This is a genomic window from Butyrivibrio proteoclasticus, from assembly GCF_900115735.1.
Taxonomy (GTDB): domain Bacteria; phylum Bacillota; class Clostridia; order Lachnospirales; family Lachnospiraceae; genus Butyrivibrio; species Butyrivibrio proteoclasticus_B.
Genome location: NZ_FOXO01000006.1, coordinates 86,273 through 102,969, shown reverse-complemented (window position 1 = coordinate 102,969; position 16,697 = coordinate 86,273). Strand labels below are relative to the sequence as shown.

The window sequence follows — 16,697 nt, the reverse complement described above, 5'->3', positions numbered from 1 at the left end:
TCTCGCGTAGAACGCTTAAAACTTATATTGTTTTCCCCTAATTATTTTATTTGCATCTAAAATATTATCTGTCATTGCTGACTAAAATACAATCTTGCAAAATGTAGAAAAACACTTCACTTTTTTATTCATATTGTACGCAATCAATGTCACAACTTAACATCAAAGCTTGCACACTTATGTCCTGTGAGCTCCTCAGAACGGGCATCAGGCTGCTGTGTTCCGAAATAAATCTTGAAGTTCTTGCCAAATATCTTTCTCTCACCATCTTCATTGACAGATGTGAAGGCTTTCTTATCAAGCTTTATTGTTACCTCTGTTTCTGCGCCTGCCTTAACATGTACTCTCTTAAATCCGCAGAGACGTGGATAAGTTGTGGCAAACTCAGAATCAAGATCCTTGATGTAAACCTGTACAACTTCGTCTGTGTCTACTTTGCCTGCATTTACTACTGTAACAGTAAGCTCTGCATCAAATGTATCAGGTTCACTACCATTATCCATATGTAAATGGTTGTCAGGCTTAACATAGCAGTCACCGTATGTAAGACCATATCCAAAAGGATAAAGAGGTGTTCCGGTAAAGTATCTGTAAGTCCTGTTCTTCATTGAGTAGTCTTTGAAGTCAGGAAGATCATCTGCTGACTTGTAGAAAGTAACAGGAAGCTTTCCTGAAGGTGATACATCACCAAAGAGGATATCAGCTACATCTTTTCCGCCTCTTGCTCCGGGATAAAACGCCTGGAGAACTGCATCCGCATCATCCTGAGCCTTCGAAAGGTCTATCGCACTTCCAGCCATATCGATGACGATTGTAGGCTTTCCGCACTCAAGTACTGAGTAAAGGAGCTGTCTCTGTGGAAGAGGAAGGCTCAGGTTTATCTTATCACCTGATGCAAACTGGTTTCCTGCATCGCCTTCTTCACCCTCAAGGTTCTCATCAAGGCCCAGTACAACAACTACTACATCTGAGTAATCTGCAACTGTCTTAGCCTCTGAAAGTCTGTCCGGAAGGTTTGGATCAGAAAGATTACTTATATTGTCTTTGAAGATATCGCAGCCTTCTGAATAAAGAACGCGGACATCTCCTCCAACTTTGTCCTGGATTCCCTCAAGAACAGTGACATATCTTGAAGCTGTTCCATGATAATTTCCAATAAGTGAAAGACGTGAGTTAGCGTTTGGTCCAACTACACCGATAGTCTTTATCTTGCTCTTATCAAGAGGAAGGATTCCGTTGTTTTTCAAAAGAACTACTGACTCTCTTGCTGCTCTATGTGCAACTTCAAGGTGTTCTTTGCACTCAACAACATCGAAAGGAATCTCATCATACTCTGTCTTATCAAACATGCCCAAAAGGAATCTTGCTGTAAAGAGTCTTTCACAGGAAGTAGTGATAGTCTCCTCGCTTAAAATACCTGCTCTGTAGGCATTCATTATTTTCTGATATGTGCATCCGCAGTTAAGATCACAGCCCATTTCAAGCGCAAGCTTTGCAGACTCTTCAGGACTCTTTGTAACCTTGTGATTCTCATGGAAATCTTTTACTGCCCAGCAATCAGATACGAAGTGGCCTTCAAATCCCCACTTGCCTCTGAGTGTGTCAACCATAAGTGGCTTGTTAGCGCAACATGGCTCGTCGTTGGTTCTGTTGTAAGCACCCATGACTGCCTCTACACCGGCCTCTTTTACGCATGCTTCAAATGCTGGAAGATATGTTTCTTCAAGATCTTTCTTAGAAGCCTTGGCGTTAAAGAAATGTCTTTCGCCCTCAGGACCTGAGTGAACAGCGAAGTGCTTGGCACATGCGACCGCCTTCATATACTCTCCATCGCCCTGAATTCCCTTAACAAAAGGAACTGCCAGTCTGCTTGTAAGGAATGGATCCTCACCATAGGTCTCATGGCCTCTGCCCCACCTGGGATCTCTGAAAATATTAACGTTTGGTGCCCAGAAAGTAAGTCCCTTGTAGATATCTCTGTCTTCTCTCTTAGACTGCTCGTTATACTTGGCTCTTCCCTCTGTAGCAATGATCTCGCCGACTTCTTTCATCAGTTCCTCATCAAAAGCTGCAGCAAGACCGATTGCCTGCGGAAACATGGTAGCTGTACCGGCTCTTGCCACCCCATGCAGAGCTTCGTTCCACCAGTTGTAAGCAGGGATTCCAAGTCTGTCAATAGCAGGTGCGTCATAGCGAAGCTGAGATGCCTTCTCTTCAACTGTCATCTTAGCAACAAGCTCTTTTGCACGCTTTCTTGCTTCTTGTCTATTCATATCTATACCCCTTAAGTTTCTTTTGTTTACCATATTTATTGTATAGGTGGAGCATCTAATTTTCTTACCATATTTTGCCTTTATTAGCTTAATTATTGTTGTTACGTTCGGGCAATTCGACAAGGTAATAACTTTTCCTTTGTATAAGCGTAAGTGGGAGTATTATGACTCAAGAACAACTCACACAAAAACAGCTGCCACAATTAAGTGACAGCTGCTCAAAATTTCTTTTGCCGATACTAATTATCTGATGTTTTCGGCATCGCCATATGTAGCTTCCCATTTCTGAGTTCTCTCATCAATGATAGCCTGTCCGCCTGAACCAAGGTAATCAGCAATACCCTCATCCCAAACAGAATCGAATGTATCTACACTTGCGCTCATAGCCTGATCATAGATCTGATCTCTCTTAGCTGAAAGTGTATCGCCTACACCACCTTCTGCTTCGATGTCACCAGTCTTAACGTTGATACCAATTCTTGTGTCAGTCTTTGCAAGTTCGTTAGCTTTGATTACATCCTCAACGTCGATTCCTGCATATGAGTGAGCAAGAGTCTTCTCTGTGAGGTCATCAGATGTAAGGTGAAGACCATTACATGTGATTGTGTAGTCGATGTTCATACCGGAGTTCTGGATTGCATCGCCTGTTGCAGCAACGATCTCATATCCACCGTCATCAAGCTTGTTGCATGTAACACCTTCTTCACCAAGCTGTAAGAACTGGATTGTCTCAGGTTCTGAGATGAAATCAAGGTAAAGCATTGATGCAAGAGGCTCATCGTTTGTTGCAGGGAAGAAGATCTTACGATCGATAGGGCCTGCAAGGAACTTGTTGTGTGTTCCGTTCTTGTCTTCGAATGGATCGATTGCAACGTACTTAGCGTCGTCGCCTACAAGTCTCTTAAGGTTAGCCTGTATTGAATCCTCACCGTTTCTGAAAGGATAATCCCAGTTGTGTGTGAATGCGCCAACATAACCAGCCTTCATCATGTCATCTTCTGTTGTGTCGCCTGATCCGTAGATAGCAAAGTCATTCCACATAAGGCCTTCGTTGTACCACTGGTTAAGAAGCTTAACTGCTTCCTTTGTTCCGTTCTGTGTAAGCTTTCTGTCATCGAAGCCGTTTACATAGAACTCTTTATCAGAGATATCTGGATCAATGAAAGATTCAATAAGAGTACCAGCTCTCCAACCTACATCGTAAGAAACTGAGTAAGGAACCATCTTGTCAGCGTCTGCTCCAAGAAGTTCGCTAGCATTGTCCTTGAATGCTACGAGCATGTCATGGAACTCCTGCTTTGTTGTAGGTTCAGCAAGACCGAGCTTATCAAGCCAGTCCTTACGAACGAATGTAAGAATTCTGTTCATGTTAGCAAGTTTTGCTTCAACTGCCCATGTCTGACCATTCTCAGGATCAGCATCCCAGTAAAGGTTTGACTCGCCAAGCCATGTCCAAAGGTTAGGAAGTTCATCCTTGTAATCATCAATGTAAGGTCTAAGATCAAGAACACCGCCCATGTCAGCATATGTCTTGATTGTTGGATAAGAATAAGTTACACATACATCAGGTGCTGTACCGCCTGCAAGAAGGTTGTTGATCTCATCAACCTCTGTCCAACGAGGAACTGCTACGAACTCAACTTCTACGTTGTGCTTCTCGAGCATTCCCTTCTTGATGTAGTCTGTGTACACGTTGTTTGTTGGGTCTGAACCGCCATCATTACCACGGTCATAAACCTCAACTGTGATGTGTCTTGTGTCTGCGAACTTACCATCTGTAAGTTCTGAAGCAACTGCTTCTGTTGATGTGTCAGCCTGAGCTGTTTCAGTCTGAGCTGCTGATGCATCAGCGTTTGCCGGAGCACTTTCAGCGGCCTGCTCACCGCCCTGGCTACCGCATGCTGCAAGTGAAAGAGTCATTGCAGATGCAAGTAACATAGATAATACCTTTTTCCTCATAACATACCTCCATTTATCTTTTACCCCCGAAGGGGGAGTTAACTATTTTTTCATAAACCTTTAATTTTAATAAGGAGGTTCTGGCTCACACTACGTGTGAGCCAGAACACGTTCGAACCAGATTCGAAAAAACCTCATCAGGTTCTCTCAGCTCATTCTTTTACCGCTCCAAGAGTAACTCCGTGAATGAAGTACTTCTGAAGGAACGGATAAATACACAAAATAGGAATAGTTGAAAACATAACTATTGCGGACTTAAGTGAATCCTTAAGACCAGGTGCTGAGAATCCTTCCTGTGTAGCAACTTCTACTGAATTGATGTTGTTCAAAATGTTGTAAAGAAGAAGCTGCAAAGGATAGAAATCCTTGTTTTTCATAAACATAAGAGCATCTGAGTAACCATTCCAACGTCCTACTGCATAGAAAAGAGCAAGTGTCGCAAGTACAGGCTTTGACAGTGGAATGTAGATTGACCAAAGGATCCTGAAGTATGATGCTCCGTCAATTTCTGCTGATTCTCTAAGTGACTCAGGTATTCCATAAAAGAAGCTTCTCATGATGATCATGTTATAAACGCTCATGCAATATGGAACAATGAGTACCAGTGGGTTATCAAGAAAACCAATTTTCTGCATAAGCAGGTAGTTTGGAATAGTACCTGCAGAGAAGAACATTGTAATTGTGATAAAGATGTTGATAACACCTCTGCCTTTTAAGTTTTCAAAGATCAATGGATATGCACATATTGTTGTCATAAAAAGTGAAACGACTGTGCATATTACTGTTAGGATTACTGTCCAAACAAATGCGTGAATGTATTTAACATCACCAAGAACGGTCTTGTAAGCATCGAAGTTGAGTCCCTTAGGTAAAAGATATACTTCATGTCTTACAAGGAAGTCTGTACCTGAAAGTGATCTGGCCAAAAGGTTGATCATAGGAATAACACAGATAAGACTTATAAGTACACATATAAAAACGAAAACCCAATCCCCAATTTGTGTTTTGGTGGATCTTATAGTTCTACTTTCATCCATTTTATATATTCTCCTTTAAAATTATGCGCTTGCCAGCAATATATCACCAGATTCCTCTCTCACCCAGCTTACGTGAAAGCCAGTTGGCAGCAAGCAGGAAGAATACATTTATTACTGACTGGAAAAGACCTATCGCAGTTGTCAAGCTGAACTGCAGTCCCTTAATACCAGCTTTATATACATATGTAGAGATAACTTCCGCATACTTCATAACAAGGTTGTTCTGAAGTGCGAATGGTCTGTCAAAGTTTGATCCAATGATATTACCAAGAGCCATGATCAAAAGAACTACGATAGTAGGCTTGATTCCCGGAAGTGTAATATGCCACATCTTCTGGAAACGTCCGGCACCATCTACGCTGGCTGCCTCATAAAGCTCAGGTGAAATACCTGCAATAGCAGCAAGATATATGATTGAGTTCCATCCAAAACTCTGCCATACACCAAGGCCGATATATGTTCCAACCCAGTGCGCAGGATCATTAAGAAATGGGATTGGCTCTCCTCCAAATGCCTTGATAGCCATATTCACAAGACCATCTGTAGGTGTAAAGAGCTGAAGTGCAAGACCATAGATAATAACCCATGAAAGGAAATGAGGCATATATGCAATAGTCTGAACTGTCTTTTTGAACATTTTAAATCTGAGCTCATTTAATATAAGAGCAAATATGATCGGTATTGGGAATCCGATAATCAGATCAAAAAGGTTAAGAACAATTGTGTTTCTCAAAGAATTGATAAAGTCTTTTGTACTAAATGCTTTGATGAAGTATTCCATACCATGATTCTTGGCCCAAGGCATTTCCCAGATAGACTGGACAATGCTGTATTTCTTGAACGCGATCATGATATAAAGCATTGGAATGTACTTGAAAACAATCAGATAGATGATTGGCAGAGCAAGAAGAACGTATAACTGCCAGTAGCGCTTGATGTAGACACCAAAGGACTGATTACTCCCCTTCCTCTGTGTTTTGGTTCTGCTCATAAACTCCTCCTAAAACCCCTATATTCTTTTATAGAAATATTGCACAATTTCTACTCTCTTATTGTAAGTTATCGACGTCAGATATTCCTATCAAATATTGACTATCACTTACTAATAAATGCGCACTTTGTGCACTATGCACAAACATAAAAAGCTGATAACTGTAGGTTTTGTCCATACAGTTATCAGCTTCTATTCTATTTAATATATCTTTCTGCCCTTTTGGTCAGAAATACCACTCTTTCTATAGAAGTAAGAGTTCACCTGATCTCTCCACTCTTTTGCATTGTAGATCTGAAGTTCAAACCTGTGGGAGACATTCTCAAATACTTCTGAAGGAACCTTTCCTTCAAGACTCTTCCAGGTTTCAAAGAGCTGTTCAGCCTCAGCCTCACCTTCAAAGTGGCTGTCGTAAATGTGCTGGATCAGTGTCTTTCCTGTTTTAAGCTTCCATGTATATGGAATGTGATGGAAGAAAAGAAGCAATTCCTCAGGGCACTTTTCAGGATCATTGTACTTTTCAGCATTCTCTTTGTAATACTGCTGAGCGTATCCTGTTCCCTTATCTGATCTGTCAACACCTATTCCAAGGTGGTCTGCCCTGTGATATGTGCCCCATCTTGAGTACTCATATCCATCAACGCTTGGGCCGTAGTGATCATGTGGTGTAACCATCCAGCCGATTCCAAGAGGACTTGTGTACTTTTCATATATTTCGCGGGATCTTAGAAGCATATCTGTGAGCTTGTCTTCATCCACTTTTTCAAGGGCAAATGTAAGTCTTATCCACTCTCTTGCTATTTCTTCAGAGGAAAGCTCTGTGTCAAAACTAAGTCTTCCAAATCCATAAAGGTTAGCTGCTGCCAGGTAATTTCCTGTCCAGTTCTTGTCATTACCGGTATTGATAACTGCTGCCATTCCTGCAAGTTTATTGCCAAATGCTCTTCCGCTCACTACATCTGCAACAGTATCATTTTCTTTTTGACAATAGGTCTTAAATCCAAGAACCTCTTTGAACATCGGCATGAGATAGCAAAGGTCTATCTGATGTCCTGTGTATTCCTGTGCAATCTGAACTTCCAGCATCTGATTGGTCTTTGTCAGTCCGCCGATAAGTGGAGAAATAGGCTCTCTGATCTGGAAGTCCATAGGACCGTTCTTTATCTGAAGGATTACGTTGTCATGATATGCGCCGTCAAAGTCTTTGAAGTAATCATATCCGGCTCTTGCTCTGTCTGTCTTGTAGTCTCTCCAGTCCTGAGTGCAGTTGTAGACAAAGCATCTCCAAATGATGATTCCGCCATAAGGAGCAACTACATCTCCCAGCATATTTGCGCCATCTGCCTGTGTTCTTCCGTATGTAAATGGTCCGGGTCTTCCCTCTGAGTCAGCCTTTACAAGAAATCCTCCAAGATGTGGAAGCTTTCCGAATACTTCTTTTGCTTTCTCTTTCCACCAGCCTATAACCTTTTCATCAAGAGGATCACAGACTTCAAGTCCGCCCAGCTCTATTGGTGCAGCAAAGTTAAGGGACAGATATGTCTTTATGCCATAATCTGCAAATACTTCTGACAGCTCTTTTACCTTATCAAAATATCTGTCTGTAATAAGGTAAGTTGCTGCATCTTTTACATTAACGTTATTTATTACAACTCCGTTAATACCAACACTGGCCATAAATCTTGCATAGTCACGTGTTCTCTCGTCAACCACAATCTCTTTATTTTCGAAAAAGAAGGACTGGCCTGAGTAACCTCTTTCGATACTGCCATCCATGTTGTCCCAGTGGTTCATCATACGAAGCGGGTTGGATGGAGTTTTTTCCACATTGACCTCAGAGAGCTTTTTTCCACAGGAGAGCTGTCTTAAAAGTTCAAAGGCTCCATATAATGCGCCGTTATCATCTGAGGCCAAGATGCTTACTGATGAAGTATCGCTCTCAAGCTTAAAGCCTTCCTTTGCGATGGCATCAACTTTTTTAATTGTAAGAGCAATGTCATAAGAGCCTGCGTTATCCACAACCTCATCTGAAAGTATTCCCTTTAATCCACTTTTGAGCTCACAAAGTGCACTCTTTATCACCTGTGAATCCTTGTTAAACCCTACCACTTCACAGCTAACAGTTTTGTTATCATTACTTACGTTCTTATACCCAAGCCAAAGCTGTGTCCATTCTTTATTCCCCATTTTAGTTCAAATCCTTTCTCCAAAAAATCTTCTTTTATGATAAAATATTCCACGTAATCTTGCAGTTTCCTAGGAGCGTAATTAACATGATAAGTGACATCAATGAACAGGCTCGTGAAGACATCTTTTATGACACACTAAAGGGTGTTCTTTTATATCACAACACACTTTCGGAATATCCTCTGCACTGGCACAACGAAGTTGAGCTGATTCTCATAGTTTCCGGAACTCTGAATATCAAGTTCCACAATGATACACAGTCCATGATCTGCTGTAACCCCGGTGACATTGTGCTTATAGCACCCGGAACCTTGCACGAATATCTCTCAGATACTCCCGGCGGCGAAAAGCTGATTCTCCTGTTTGATATCGGTGGATATTCTCAGGTTTCATCACTTGTTCCTCTTCTTAAAACTCTTCCGCCTTATGTTCACATCAAGCAGAATGAGTATCCTCTTGAGGACGCCCGCCTTCAGAACTATTTCTGGGAAATAGACAGGCTTTATGGCGAAAGCGATGAGTTCCTGCATATATCTGTTTATTCACTGGTAACTCTTATTCTCGCCCAGATAGGAAGCATGCATCCCAATGATGTAACATCTGGTGTCGTGAACGATGACCCACAACGCAAGAACATCGACAAGCTTGTTTCTGTTACCAACTACATTGATTCCCACAGATCAGATGACCTTAGCGTTGAACAGCTTGCTGAGATTGCAGGCTTTTCCAAGTTCCACTTTGAAAGACTCTTTAAGTCTTACATGGGAATCTCATGTTATCAGTACATTACAAAGCGCCGCGTGCTCATGGCCCAGGAACTTTTAGGTGACACAGATCTCTCCGTTATGGACATTGCCATGCAGTCAGGATTCTTTAGTCTTTCAACCTTTAACAGAGTGTTCAAAGACACCAACGGCTGCTCACCTACAGAATACCGCAAGCTCTACAGAGCAGGCGCGGACTTAAAATCATAGGTTTTTGTTTTTCCTCAAAAAACCAGGAACCTATAAATAATTATTCTATCGTAATCTCAAATGGTGTAAGCGGTGTGCCTGTTTCGTTTTCAATAAGGCCGCCGTGGTAAGTATTTTCACAGCACCATTTGAGTTTTATTTTTTTACTTCCTTTATCTATCTTAACTAATACCTTATCTCCCAAAAGAGCTGCCTCTGCCATTTGTGCAGTGCCTTCTTCATTTTCGATATAAAAATCAAGAAGCTCATATCCCTTTCCTTCATCAGCAACTTTAAGGCCTGCAGTGTGAGAAAGTTTTATCTCAGCATAAGCTTCATCATCCTCTGTGACAATCTTTGCGCTTATGGCTTCCGGTCCCTTGTATTCTGCGCCGCAGCCATATTTCATATGAGCTGCCCAAAGAGCCATTCTCTCACCGATAGGCTCTTTTACGGTAGGATGAAGGTCATTGTCCTCTCCAAGTCCCAATGTAACAATGAGTCCTGTCATTGGAATTTCAAGTATCTTATTCTGAACAAGCCTGAATCTTCCCCAATCATCTTTACATGGAAGTTGGTCTATTACAAAGTTTGGAAGCTGAACTGCTATAAAAGGAAGATTCTCATCATTCCAAAGCTTTCTGTAGCCAAGGACCATTCTCCTGGTAAGATCAGCATAGTCCTCATCTCTTTCAACATTTGACTCACCCTGATACCAAACCACACCATCTATAGGATAGTTTTTACAGGGAGCTGTCATGCCATTAAAAAGCCCTGTTGCTTTCCAGTTTACAAAATCTGTAGGCTGTATCTGCTCGCACTCTGCAGCAATCCTATATTTATAAGTACCATTCAGATAAACGGTTGCATCCTGATTAAAGATCTTTAGCTCTTTTTCCGGAGTAAATCTTCCAAGGCCGTTCTCCACACAAAGTCTTATAACTACTTCGTTATCCTTTTCTCTTGTAAGTCCTTCAGGAATATCGTATTTACGAGGCGGATACTGATAAGCTGTCTCACCGACTTTTTGTCCGTTTACAAAAATAGTGTCGCTGTCTACCATAGTTCCCATAAAGAGTCTTGCAGCCTTCCCCGCAAGTTCTTTTGGCAGATCAAATTTCTTTCTAAACCACACAGAGCCTATAAATCCGTCAAGCTCAGTTTCCTTGAAAAATCCAGGAACTTCAAAGGTTTTCCAGTCGCTGTCATCTGTATTTTCCAGCTGCCAGTTGTTCTTTATTCCCTCATCTTTCTGATAAAGAGAGTTCCTCCATGCATCGCCATTTGCAATATTTCTGGCGATCTGTCCGTCATAGAACTCTTTGTCTGCGTATCTGTCAGCCTCTTCCAAAAGCTCATCATAACCCTCAAGCATTTCTCTGCCCATCCAGCCAAAAATCCTTGAGCCACCTAGGCTTGCATTGATTATTCCTATGGTCTGGCCTGTAAGTTTTTGAAGATGCTTGGCAAAAAAATACCCTACAGCAGAAAAATCCATAATTGTCTCGTGCTTTACTTCTGTCCAGCTACCGGTGTGATGTTCCTCTAAAGGTCCGCTGTAAGAAGTCTCCTCAACAATCTTGAATGTACGTATTCTGCTATTCACATCGTTCTTTACGACTTCAGGGTACTGATCCTTACATCTTGTAAGTGGAAGTTCCATATTAGACTGACCCGAGCACAGCCAGACAAGGCCAAGCATTACATCCTTAACAACCTTTTTCTCGCCCTTATCATCACTTACTATAAGCTCGTATGGGCCGCCGCTCTCGCGGGCAGGCAGATACAGATCGAATCTTCCATTTTCATTCGTTTCTCCACTAACCTGATCCTTTTCAAGTGTAGCTGTAACCTTTGTGCCGGGTTCATCCCAGCCCCATATATGAATACTTTTTCTTCTCTGAATAATTGCTCCGTCGGAGAGTAAACGCGGTAATCTAAGCGTAGACATGATCATAACCTTTCCCATTTATATTTATTATGATTATACTTTGTGCACGCAATTTTTTACCTCATTATAAGTGCGAATAACTCCCCAGTTATTGCTTACAATAAAAGAAGTGCCTGCAGAGATAGTTTTCTCTACAAGCACTTTCTATTATCTTACAACTCCGAACCCCAGGATTGTAAACTTCTTATCGTTCATGCCGTCCGCCATTTTAATCTCGACTTTGTGCTGTCTGTTTTTCTCTTCATTGAAGAGAATCACGGCATTACAATGTGTCCATCCAACCTCTAACGGATTGACATCCTTTATCTTTTTTTCATCCACAAAAACCTGTGCTGTTCCAAATGATGCGCTTCCTGAATCCTTGAACACCAACAGCAGCTTACTGCAGTTAATGCTCATTACAAAAGGTTCAGGGTCCGGGCTTTTCCCATTATATGCCCAGTTATTCGGAAATTCAGGCTTTGGAATAATCTCTTCATCCATTTCCACAAGCTGAATATCCTTATCGACATCGTCAAAAGAACCGGCGTCAAGTTTTGTTATCTTGTATTTCTTTTTTAAAGCCCCTAACTCTTTTTTATCCAGCAGTTCAACTTTCTCAAAGTCCCCACCTATTACCGGATGTGGAAGTTTATCATCTTCTTCATATGAAGTGTCTCTTGATTCATTGACATTATCAATCAGATTTATGAGACAGTCGCTCATTATCTGATGACCAAGATTGCTTGGATGGTATACATCATAAAAGAACTGATTCTTGGATATAACTCTTCCATCTTCCGGAAGAAGTTTAAACTGCTCTGTTACCGCATCCATAACACTGACCATCGGTATGTCATACCTCATACCTACAGGTCCTAATCTGTCCTGCAGATTCCAGTCAAAAGAAAATACTGCAAAAAGCAAGACTACAGCTGGTTTCCATGGAAGTGCCAGTGCCTTTCTTACAAGGCTTTCATAGCAGACTCCCTTGGTCTCGTCGCCTTCATCGTTTACAGCAAATTCTATGACTATAAGATCAGGCTTTTCAGCATAGTCCCTGAGGACATCTCGCTCAAATCTTATCATTCCAAGCTCTGAAGGCGTTCCTCCAACACCTGCCTTGATAAAATTTACTTTCCCGCCTTTGATATATCTCTTCTGAAACTCATCTGCAAAAACTTTTGCATAGCATTTCTCATTTATTGGTATAGCTCCGGCTCCTTGTGTAATAGATCCTCCAATAAAAGAAAGTGTAACGTTCTCACCGCTTCCGGCCTTACTTAACACTTTTTCAAGTCTTGCTGTGTTTCCGGCATGCAACAGACTCTGTGAAATCATCTTTTTATATCTTGAAGACTTAAAATCAACAAGCTGCTCCATTGGCTGAACCGGAGCAATGAACCCCTGATTGAGATAGAATCTTACATCAGCTGCTGCCTGAATTCCGGAAGTTTCAAACTCAAATCTTATCTGCCCCACTTCTTTGTCTGCAACTTCCCAATCAATCTCTTCAAGATTTATCACTGTCTCCATGCCATCCATGAAAAGCTCCTGTGTTATCTGCGTAGCTTTTTCTCCCGGATGTTCAGGATACATCTCAAGCACGAATTTCACCGGCTCTTTTGCATCGCGTCCTGAAACACTGACGCCTATGCTGTGGACAACCGTCTTAAAGCCCTGAGCTGACTTAAGCAGCTCTAACATGTATTCATCTTCGATGTTGCCTGATAATTTTGCAGCATCTATAAGTCTTCCACAGTCCATATAAAGAAACTGAACGCCCCGGCCATCAGGCTGAGGCGCTCCAAATATTTCTTTACCCTGCATTATGAAAAAGAAAGGTCTTTTCTTTGTAGGATCTTTGGGGGCCTTAGGGCCCCCAACAGATTTACTGAGCGTTTGCTTCGTCAACATAAGCTTTCCATGTGTCACGGATTGCTTCTACCTGCTCTGAAACAACTACGCCTGGTCCAATGTTCCATACAAAGTCTGAGCCAAGACTGAGGTTAGGAATCATTCCGTGGTAAGCAATTGTTCCCTTTTCTGTCATCATAGCGATTGTCTCATCAACTGCTCTCTCATCAAAGACACCATTTCTGGCTGTTGAAAGATATCCGTTGTAATCAAGGTACTCAGCTGAAGGAGCGTTTGTATAAAGGTTCCATGCAAATGCGATCTTCCAAGCCTTGTCTGCATCGTAGCATGCTGGAATTGCAATTGGGTTGTTTGTCCAAACGTTGATGTAGTCGTCCATCTTAGGTCCCTTAGGGAACATAACGAATCCAACTTCATCCTGCATATCCTCAAGGAAGTTACCAGGTGTTGCGCAATACTCATCATCAACCATGAATGCTGCCATACCATTGATGAATGCTTCCTTGTAGTAATCCCACTCAGCGCCCTCCGGATCTGGCATGTCATAGTTTGTAAACATCTTTACTGTCCATTCAAGAGCTTCAAGTGTCTCAGGAGACTCAAGGTTATATACATACTTGCCGCTTGCATCCTTGTCGATGTATGATCCACCATTTGAGAATACAGCTGCTGTTGTCATGTTACCTTCGTTAAGTGTAAGGCCCCAAACATCTACAGTACCATCATTGTCCTTATCCTGCTGAACCTTCTGCATAAGTTCTTCGAACTTATCCCATGTCCATGTTCCGTCAGCCTGCATATCGTAAAGTGACTCAGGATCGATTCCGGCATCCTTAAGAAGTCTCTTGTTGAAATATACACCTGTACGTGCTTCTGAATATCCAGCGAACATAGCATAGATGCTGTCTCCTTTAGAATACTGCTCATGGAGCTTGTTTCTCTGGAACTTAATATCATTGAAATCAAGACAGTCAAGTGTCGAAAGGTCATACATAAGACCATTAGCCATAGCTGATGTGATAGCCGGGTCATCACGAAGTGTGAAGAGATAGTTCTCGTCGCCACCTGTTGTAGCATAATCTACGAAATCTGTAGGTGTTGAACCCCAGTCACCAAATGCCTGAGATTTGATAGTGAAGTTGTATGTCTCCTGAATCCAATCTCTGTACTCCTGAAGTGCTTCTTCATAATCGTTAGCTGGAGCTGCAGGCTCATCTGATGACCACCAGTCACGGATGATGATCTCCATTCCGCCAAGGTCGATTGGGTTGCCGCTTGCATCTGTGATTACCTGATATGGATCATATTCATCAGATGGTGCTTCTGTAGCTTCGGCAGCTGCCTCTGTAGTAGCTTCTGCTGTAGCTGTTTCTGTGTTTGCTTCTGGCTGAGCAGAATCAGTTGTTGCAGGTGCTGCTTCCTGTGAGCCACAAGCTGCCATGCTAAAAAGCATAGCTGCCATTGTAATAACGGCTGTTGCTTTGTTTGTTAGAGACTTTCTCATACTCTAAAAATCCTCCTTTACCCCCTAAGGTAATATTATTGTTATCCAGACTTATTGTCCGGGTGGAACCTTACATTTTGATACCTGTGCTACTGATACTCTCAACAAATGCTCTCTGTGCAAAAAGATAAAGAACAATGAGCGGAACGATGATCATAAGTGTTCCTGTTGCGAGAATACAGTTTGAATAAGCTATTGAAATTGTTGTTTTTACACCGTTTATTCTCTGAATATATGCTCCGAGACTATCCACAATTCTTGAAAGACCTGTGCTTATAAGCTTTGTGTTTCCAAGGAACATTCTTGAATAAAATCCATCTGTCCACTGCCAAACAAAGGCGAAGAGGAAACATGATGTAAGAATTGGCTTTGCCTGTGGAAGCATGATCCTGATAAAAGTCTTAAATGTTCCGCAGCCATCTACATAAGCGGCTTCTTCCAGATCCCCGGGGATATTTCTGAAATACTGCCTTATCATGTAGATATAAAGACCATTCTTAAGTCCCATGCATCCGGCGCTCATAAGATAATATGGGAGTTTTGAACCCCTCAGGTTAATAGTCTGACCTGTTATGAGCTGTGAAAGACCAAGTACATCAAAAAATCTGAAGTGCAGATGGAGTGAGCTGGCAATGGTCTGTGGCGGAATGAGGATAACAAGTATCACACATGCAAACCAGAATTTCTTTAATGGAAATTCAAATCTTGCGAACCCGTATCCAACCAGTGTGCACATTGCAATCTGAAGCGCTGCTATCGTAAGTGATATAAGAGTTGAATTAAAAAGCGCTTCTTTAAAACTTATAAGCTCTGCTGCCAGTCTGTAGTTAGCTGTTGTAAAGTGCTCAGGAATAGAGATAACAACCGGATTATAAAGATCCTGCTCTGTCATGAAGCTGACAGATATTTTATTCAGGATCGGCTGAATGATCATGAAGCACATTCCAAAAAGAAGAATGAATCTTATAATGCTTACAGCTCTTTCTCCTATTACTTTTCTAAGCAGATATCCTCCGGACTGTTTGTTCCTCTCCCAAAAGCTCTGCTTTGCGTAGGCACTATTTGTTTTTACATTAGTCATAGTAGTAAACCCTCTTAGAAATAAAGAATGATGTTATTCCCACAAATGCAAGTACCAGGATGAAATAGATCCATGACATTGCTGAAGCATTTCCATATTGCTGCTGCTCGATCATTACTTTCTGGATCTTTTCGATTACTCCATTATCTGATCTCATACAGAAATCAACAACTGTGTAGATCCAGTTAACAAGGAACAACGAGCTTATCATTGGGAATGTTATCTTCCACAAACTCTCCCATTTTGTACATCCTTCTATATCAGCGGCTTCATACATACTTGATGAGATTGTCTGAAGACCTGACAAAAAGATGATGATCTGAATTCCGGAAGCAAGTGCCACATCGTAAATGTTATCTATGACTTCAAATACCTGTTCAAAAGCTCTCACGCCCACGCCTGTTGTTCTAAGTATTGATTCAAGAGCTCCTGTAATACTCACACCCTCTGTTGTCTGTTCAATACTCTGTGCCAGATTTGCCATAAGCTGGTTGTTTGATTCAAGTCCTACGATCACGCCGGATGAAAGGATAACAGGTAAAAAGAATATTGCTCTTACCAGGGCTCTTCCTTTAAATTTCTGATTCAGTACAAGTGCCACAAAGAAGCTGAATACTATGATCGCCAGTGAGTAAACCATCATTCTTGAAAGTTCCTCCCACAAAAGCCTGTTGTATTCCGGGTCAACCCTGAACGCAAATATGTAATTGGTAATTCCTGAAAATGTCTTTGTAACCTTTCCTGCTGACAGATCAACGTTACAAAAACTCATGTAACAGGATTCAAAAAGAGGTTTTATCATGAACAGCAAAAAACCAAGAATAAATGGTGATATGAAACAATATCCCGATATGGCTTTTCGCTTTTGTAATCCTGCCAGTTTATTTTTCTGCTTACTCATAAA

The 16,697-nt window shown here is 41.6% G+C and carries 11 protein-coding genes; 1 reads left to right on the top strand and 10 read right to left on the bottom strand.

From position 1 onward, the window contains the following. Positions 1–149: 149 nt before the first annotated feature. From BM146_RS05400 to BM146_RS05380, 5 genes are all read right to left on the bottom strand, one after another. Complete coding sequence (locus BM146_RS05400) at positions 150–2,273, bottom strand: glycoside hydrolase family 3 C-terminal domain-containing protein (RefSeq protein ID WP_143087424.1); 2,124 nt, start codon at positions 2,271–2,273, stop codon at positions 150–152. A 243-nt stretch (positions 2,274–2,516) separates the two neighbouring features. After that, positions 2,517–4,232 (bottom strand): extracellular solute-binding protein, encoded by a 1,716-nt coding sequence (locus BM146_RS05395; RefSeq protein WP_074885472.1) that lies wholly within the window; start codon positions 4,230–4,232, stop codon positions 2,517–2,519. Between the two features lie 152 nt (positions 4,233–4,384). Continuing rightward, on the bottom strand, positions 4,385–5,269 hold the full coding sequence (locus BM146_RS05390) for a carbohydrate ABC transporter permease (RefSeq protein WP_074885469.1): 885 nt from the start codon (positions 5,267–5,269) through the stop codon (positions 4,385–4,387). Positions 5,270–5,312: 43 nt separating this feature from the next. After that, on the bottom strand, positions 5,313–6,260 hold the full coding sequence (locus tag BM146_RS05385) for an ABC transporter permease (RefSeq protein WP_074885466.1): 948 nt from the start codon (positions 6,258–6,260) through the stop codon (positions 5,313–5,315). A 201-nt stretch (positions 6,261–6,461) separates the two neighbouring features. Next, positions 6,462–8,447 carry an alpha-glucuronidase family glycosyl hydrolase gene (locus tag BM146_RS05380; protein WP_074885463.1) on the bottom strand — a complete coding sequence of 662 codons (1,986 nt, stop codon included), beginning with the start codon at positions 8,445–8,447 and terminating at the stop codon, positions 6,462–6,464. An 86-nt stretch (positions 8,448–8,533) separates the two neighbouring features. On the opposite strand from BM146_RS05380, the gene BM146_RS05375 reads away from it, so the two are divergent. After that, positions 8,534–9,421, top strand: a complete 888-nt coding sequence (locus tag BM146_RS05375) for an AraC family transcriptional regulator (protein WP_074885460.1) — start codon at positions 8,534–8,536, stop codon at positions 9,419–9,421. Between the two features lie 40 nt (positions 9,422–9,461). Here the strand turns inward: BM146_RS05375 and BM146_RS05370 are convergent, their stop codons facing one another. The 5 genes from BM146_RS05370 to BM146_RS05350 form a co-directional block, all read right to left on the bottom strand. Then, on the bottom strand, positions 9,462–11,351 hold the full coding sequence (locus BM146_RS05370; RefSeq protein ID WP_207649895.1) for a sialate O-acetylesterase: 1,890 nt from the start codon (positions 11,349–11,351) through the stop codon (positions 9,462–9,464). A gap of 147 nt (positions 11,352–11,498) precedes the next feature. After that, positions 11,499–13,247, bottom strand: coding sequence for an SGNH/GDSL hydrolase family protein (locus BM146_RS05365; RefSeq protein ID WP_074885454.1), 1,749 nt, complete (start codon positions 13,245–13,247; stop codon positions 11,499–11,501). Continuing rightward, on the bottom strand, positions 13,222–14,712 hold the full coding sequence (locus tag BM146_RS05360) for an ABC transporter substrate-binding protein (protein WP_074885452.1): 1,491 nt from the start codon (positions 14,710–14,712) through the stop codon (positions 13,222–13,224). The genes BM146_RS05365 and BM146_RS05360 overlap by 26 nt, the downstream gene beginning before the upstream one ends. A 70-nt stretch (positions 14,713–14,782) precedes the next feature. Continuing rightward, entirely contained in the window at positions 14,783–15,793 is a 1,011-nt protein-coding gene (locus BM146_RS05355) for a carbohydrate ABC transporter permease (RefSeq protein ID WP_074885449.1), read from the bottom strand. Beyond that, the gene (locus BM146_RS05350; RefSeq protein ID WP_022772457.1) at positions 15,786–16,694 is read right to left on the bottom strand and encodes a carbohydrate ABC transporter permease; all 909 of its coding nucleotides are present in this window, start codon (positions 16,692–16,694) and stop codon (positions 15,786–15,788) included. Before BM146_RS05350 ends, BM146_RS05355 begins: the two co-directional genes overlap by 8 nt. Positions 16,695–16,697: the final 3 nt, after the last annotated feature.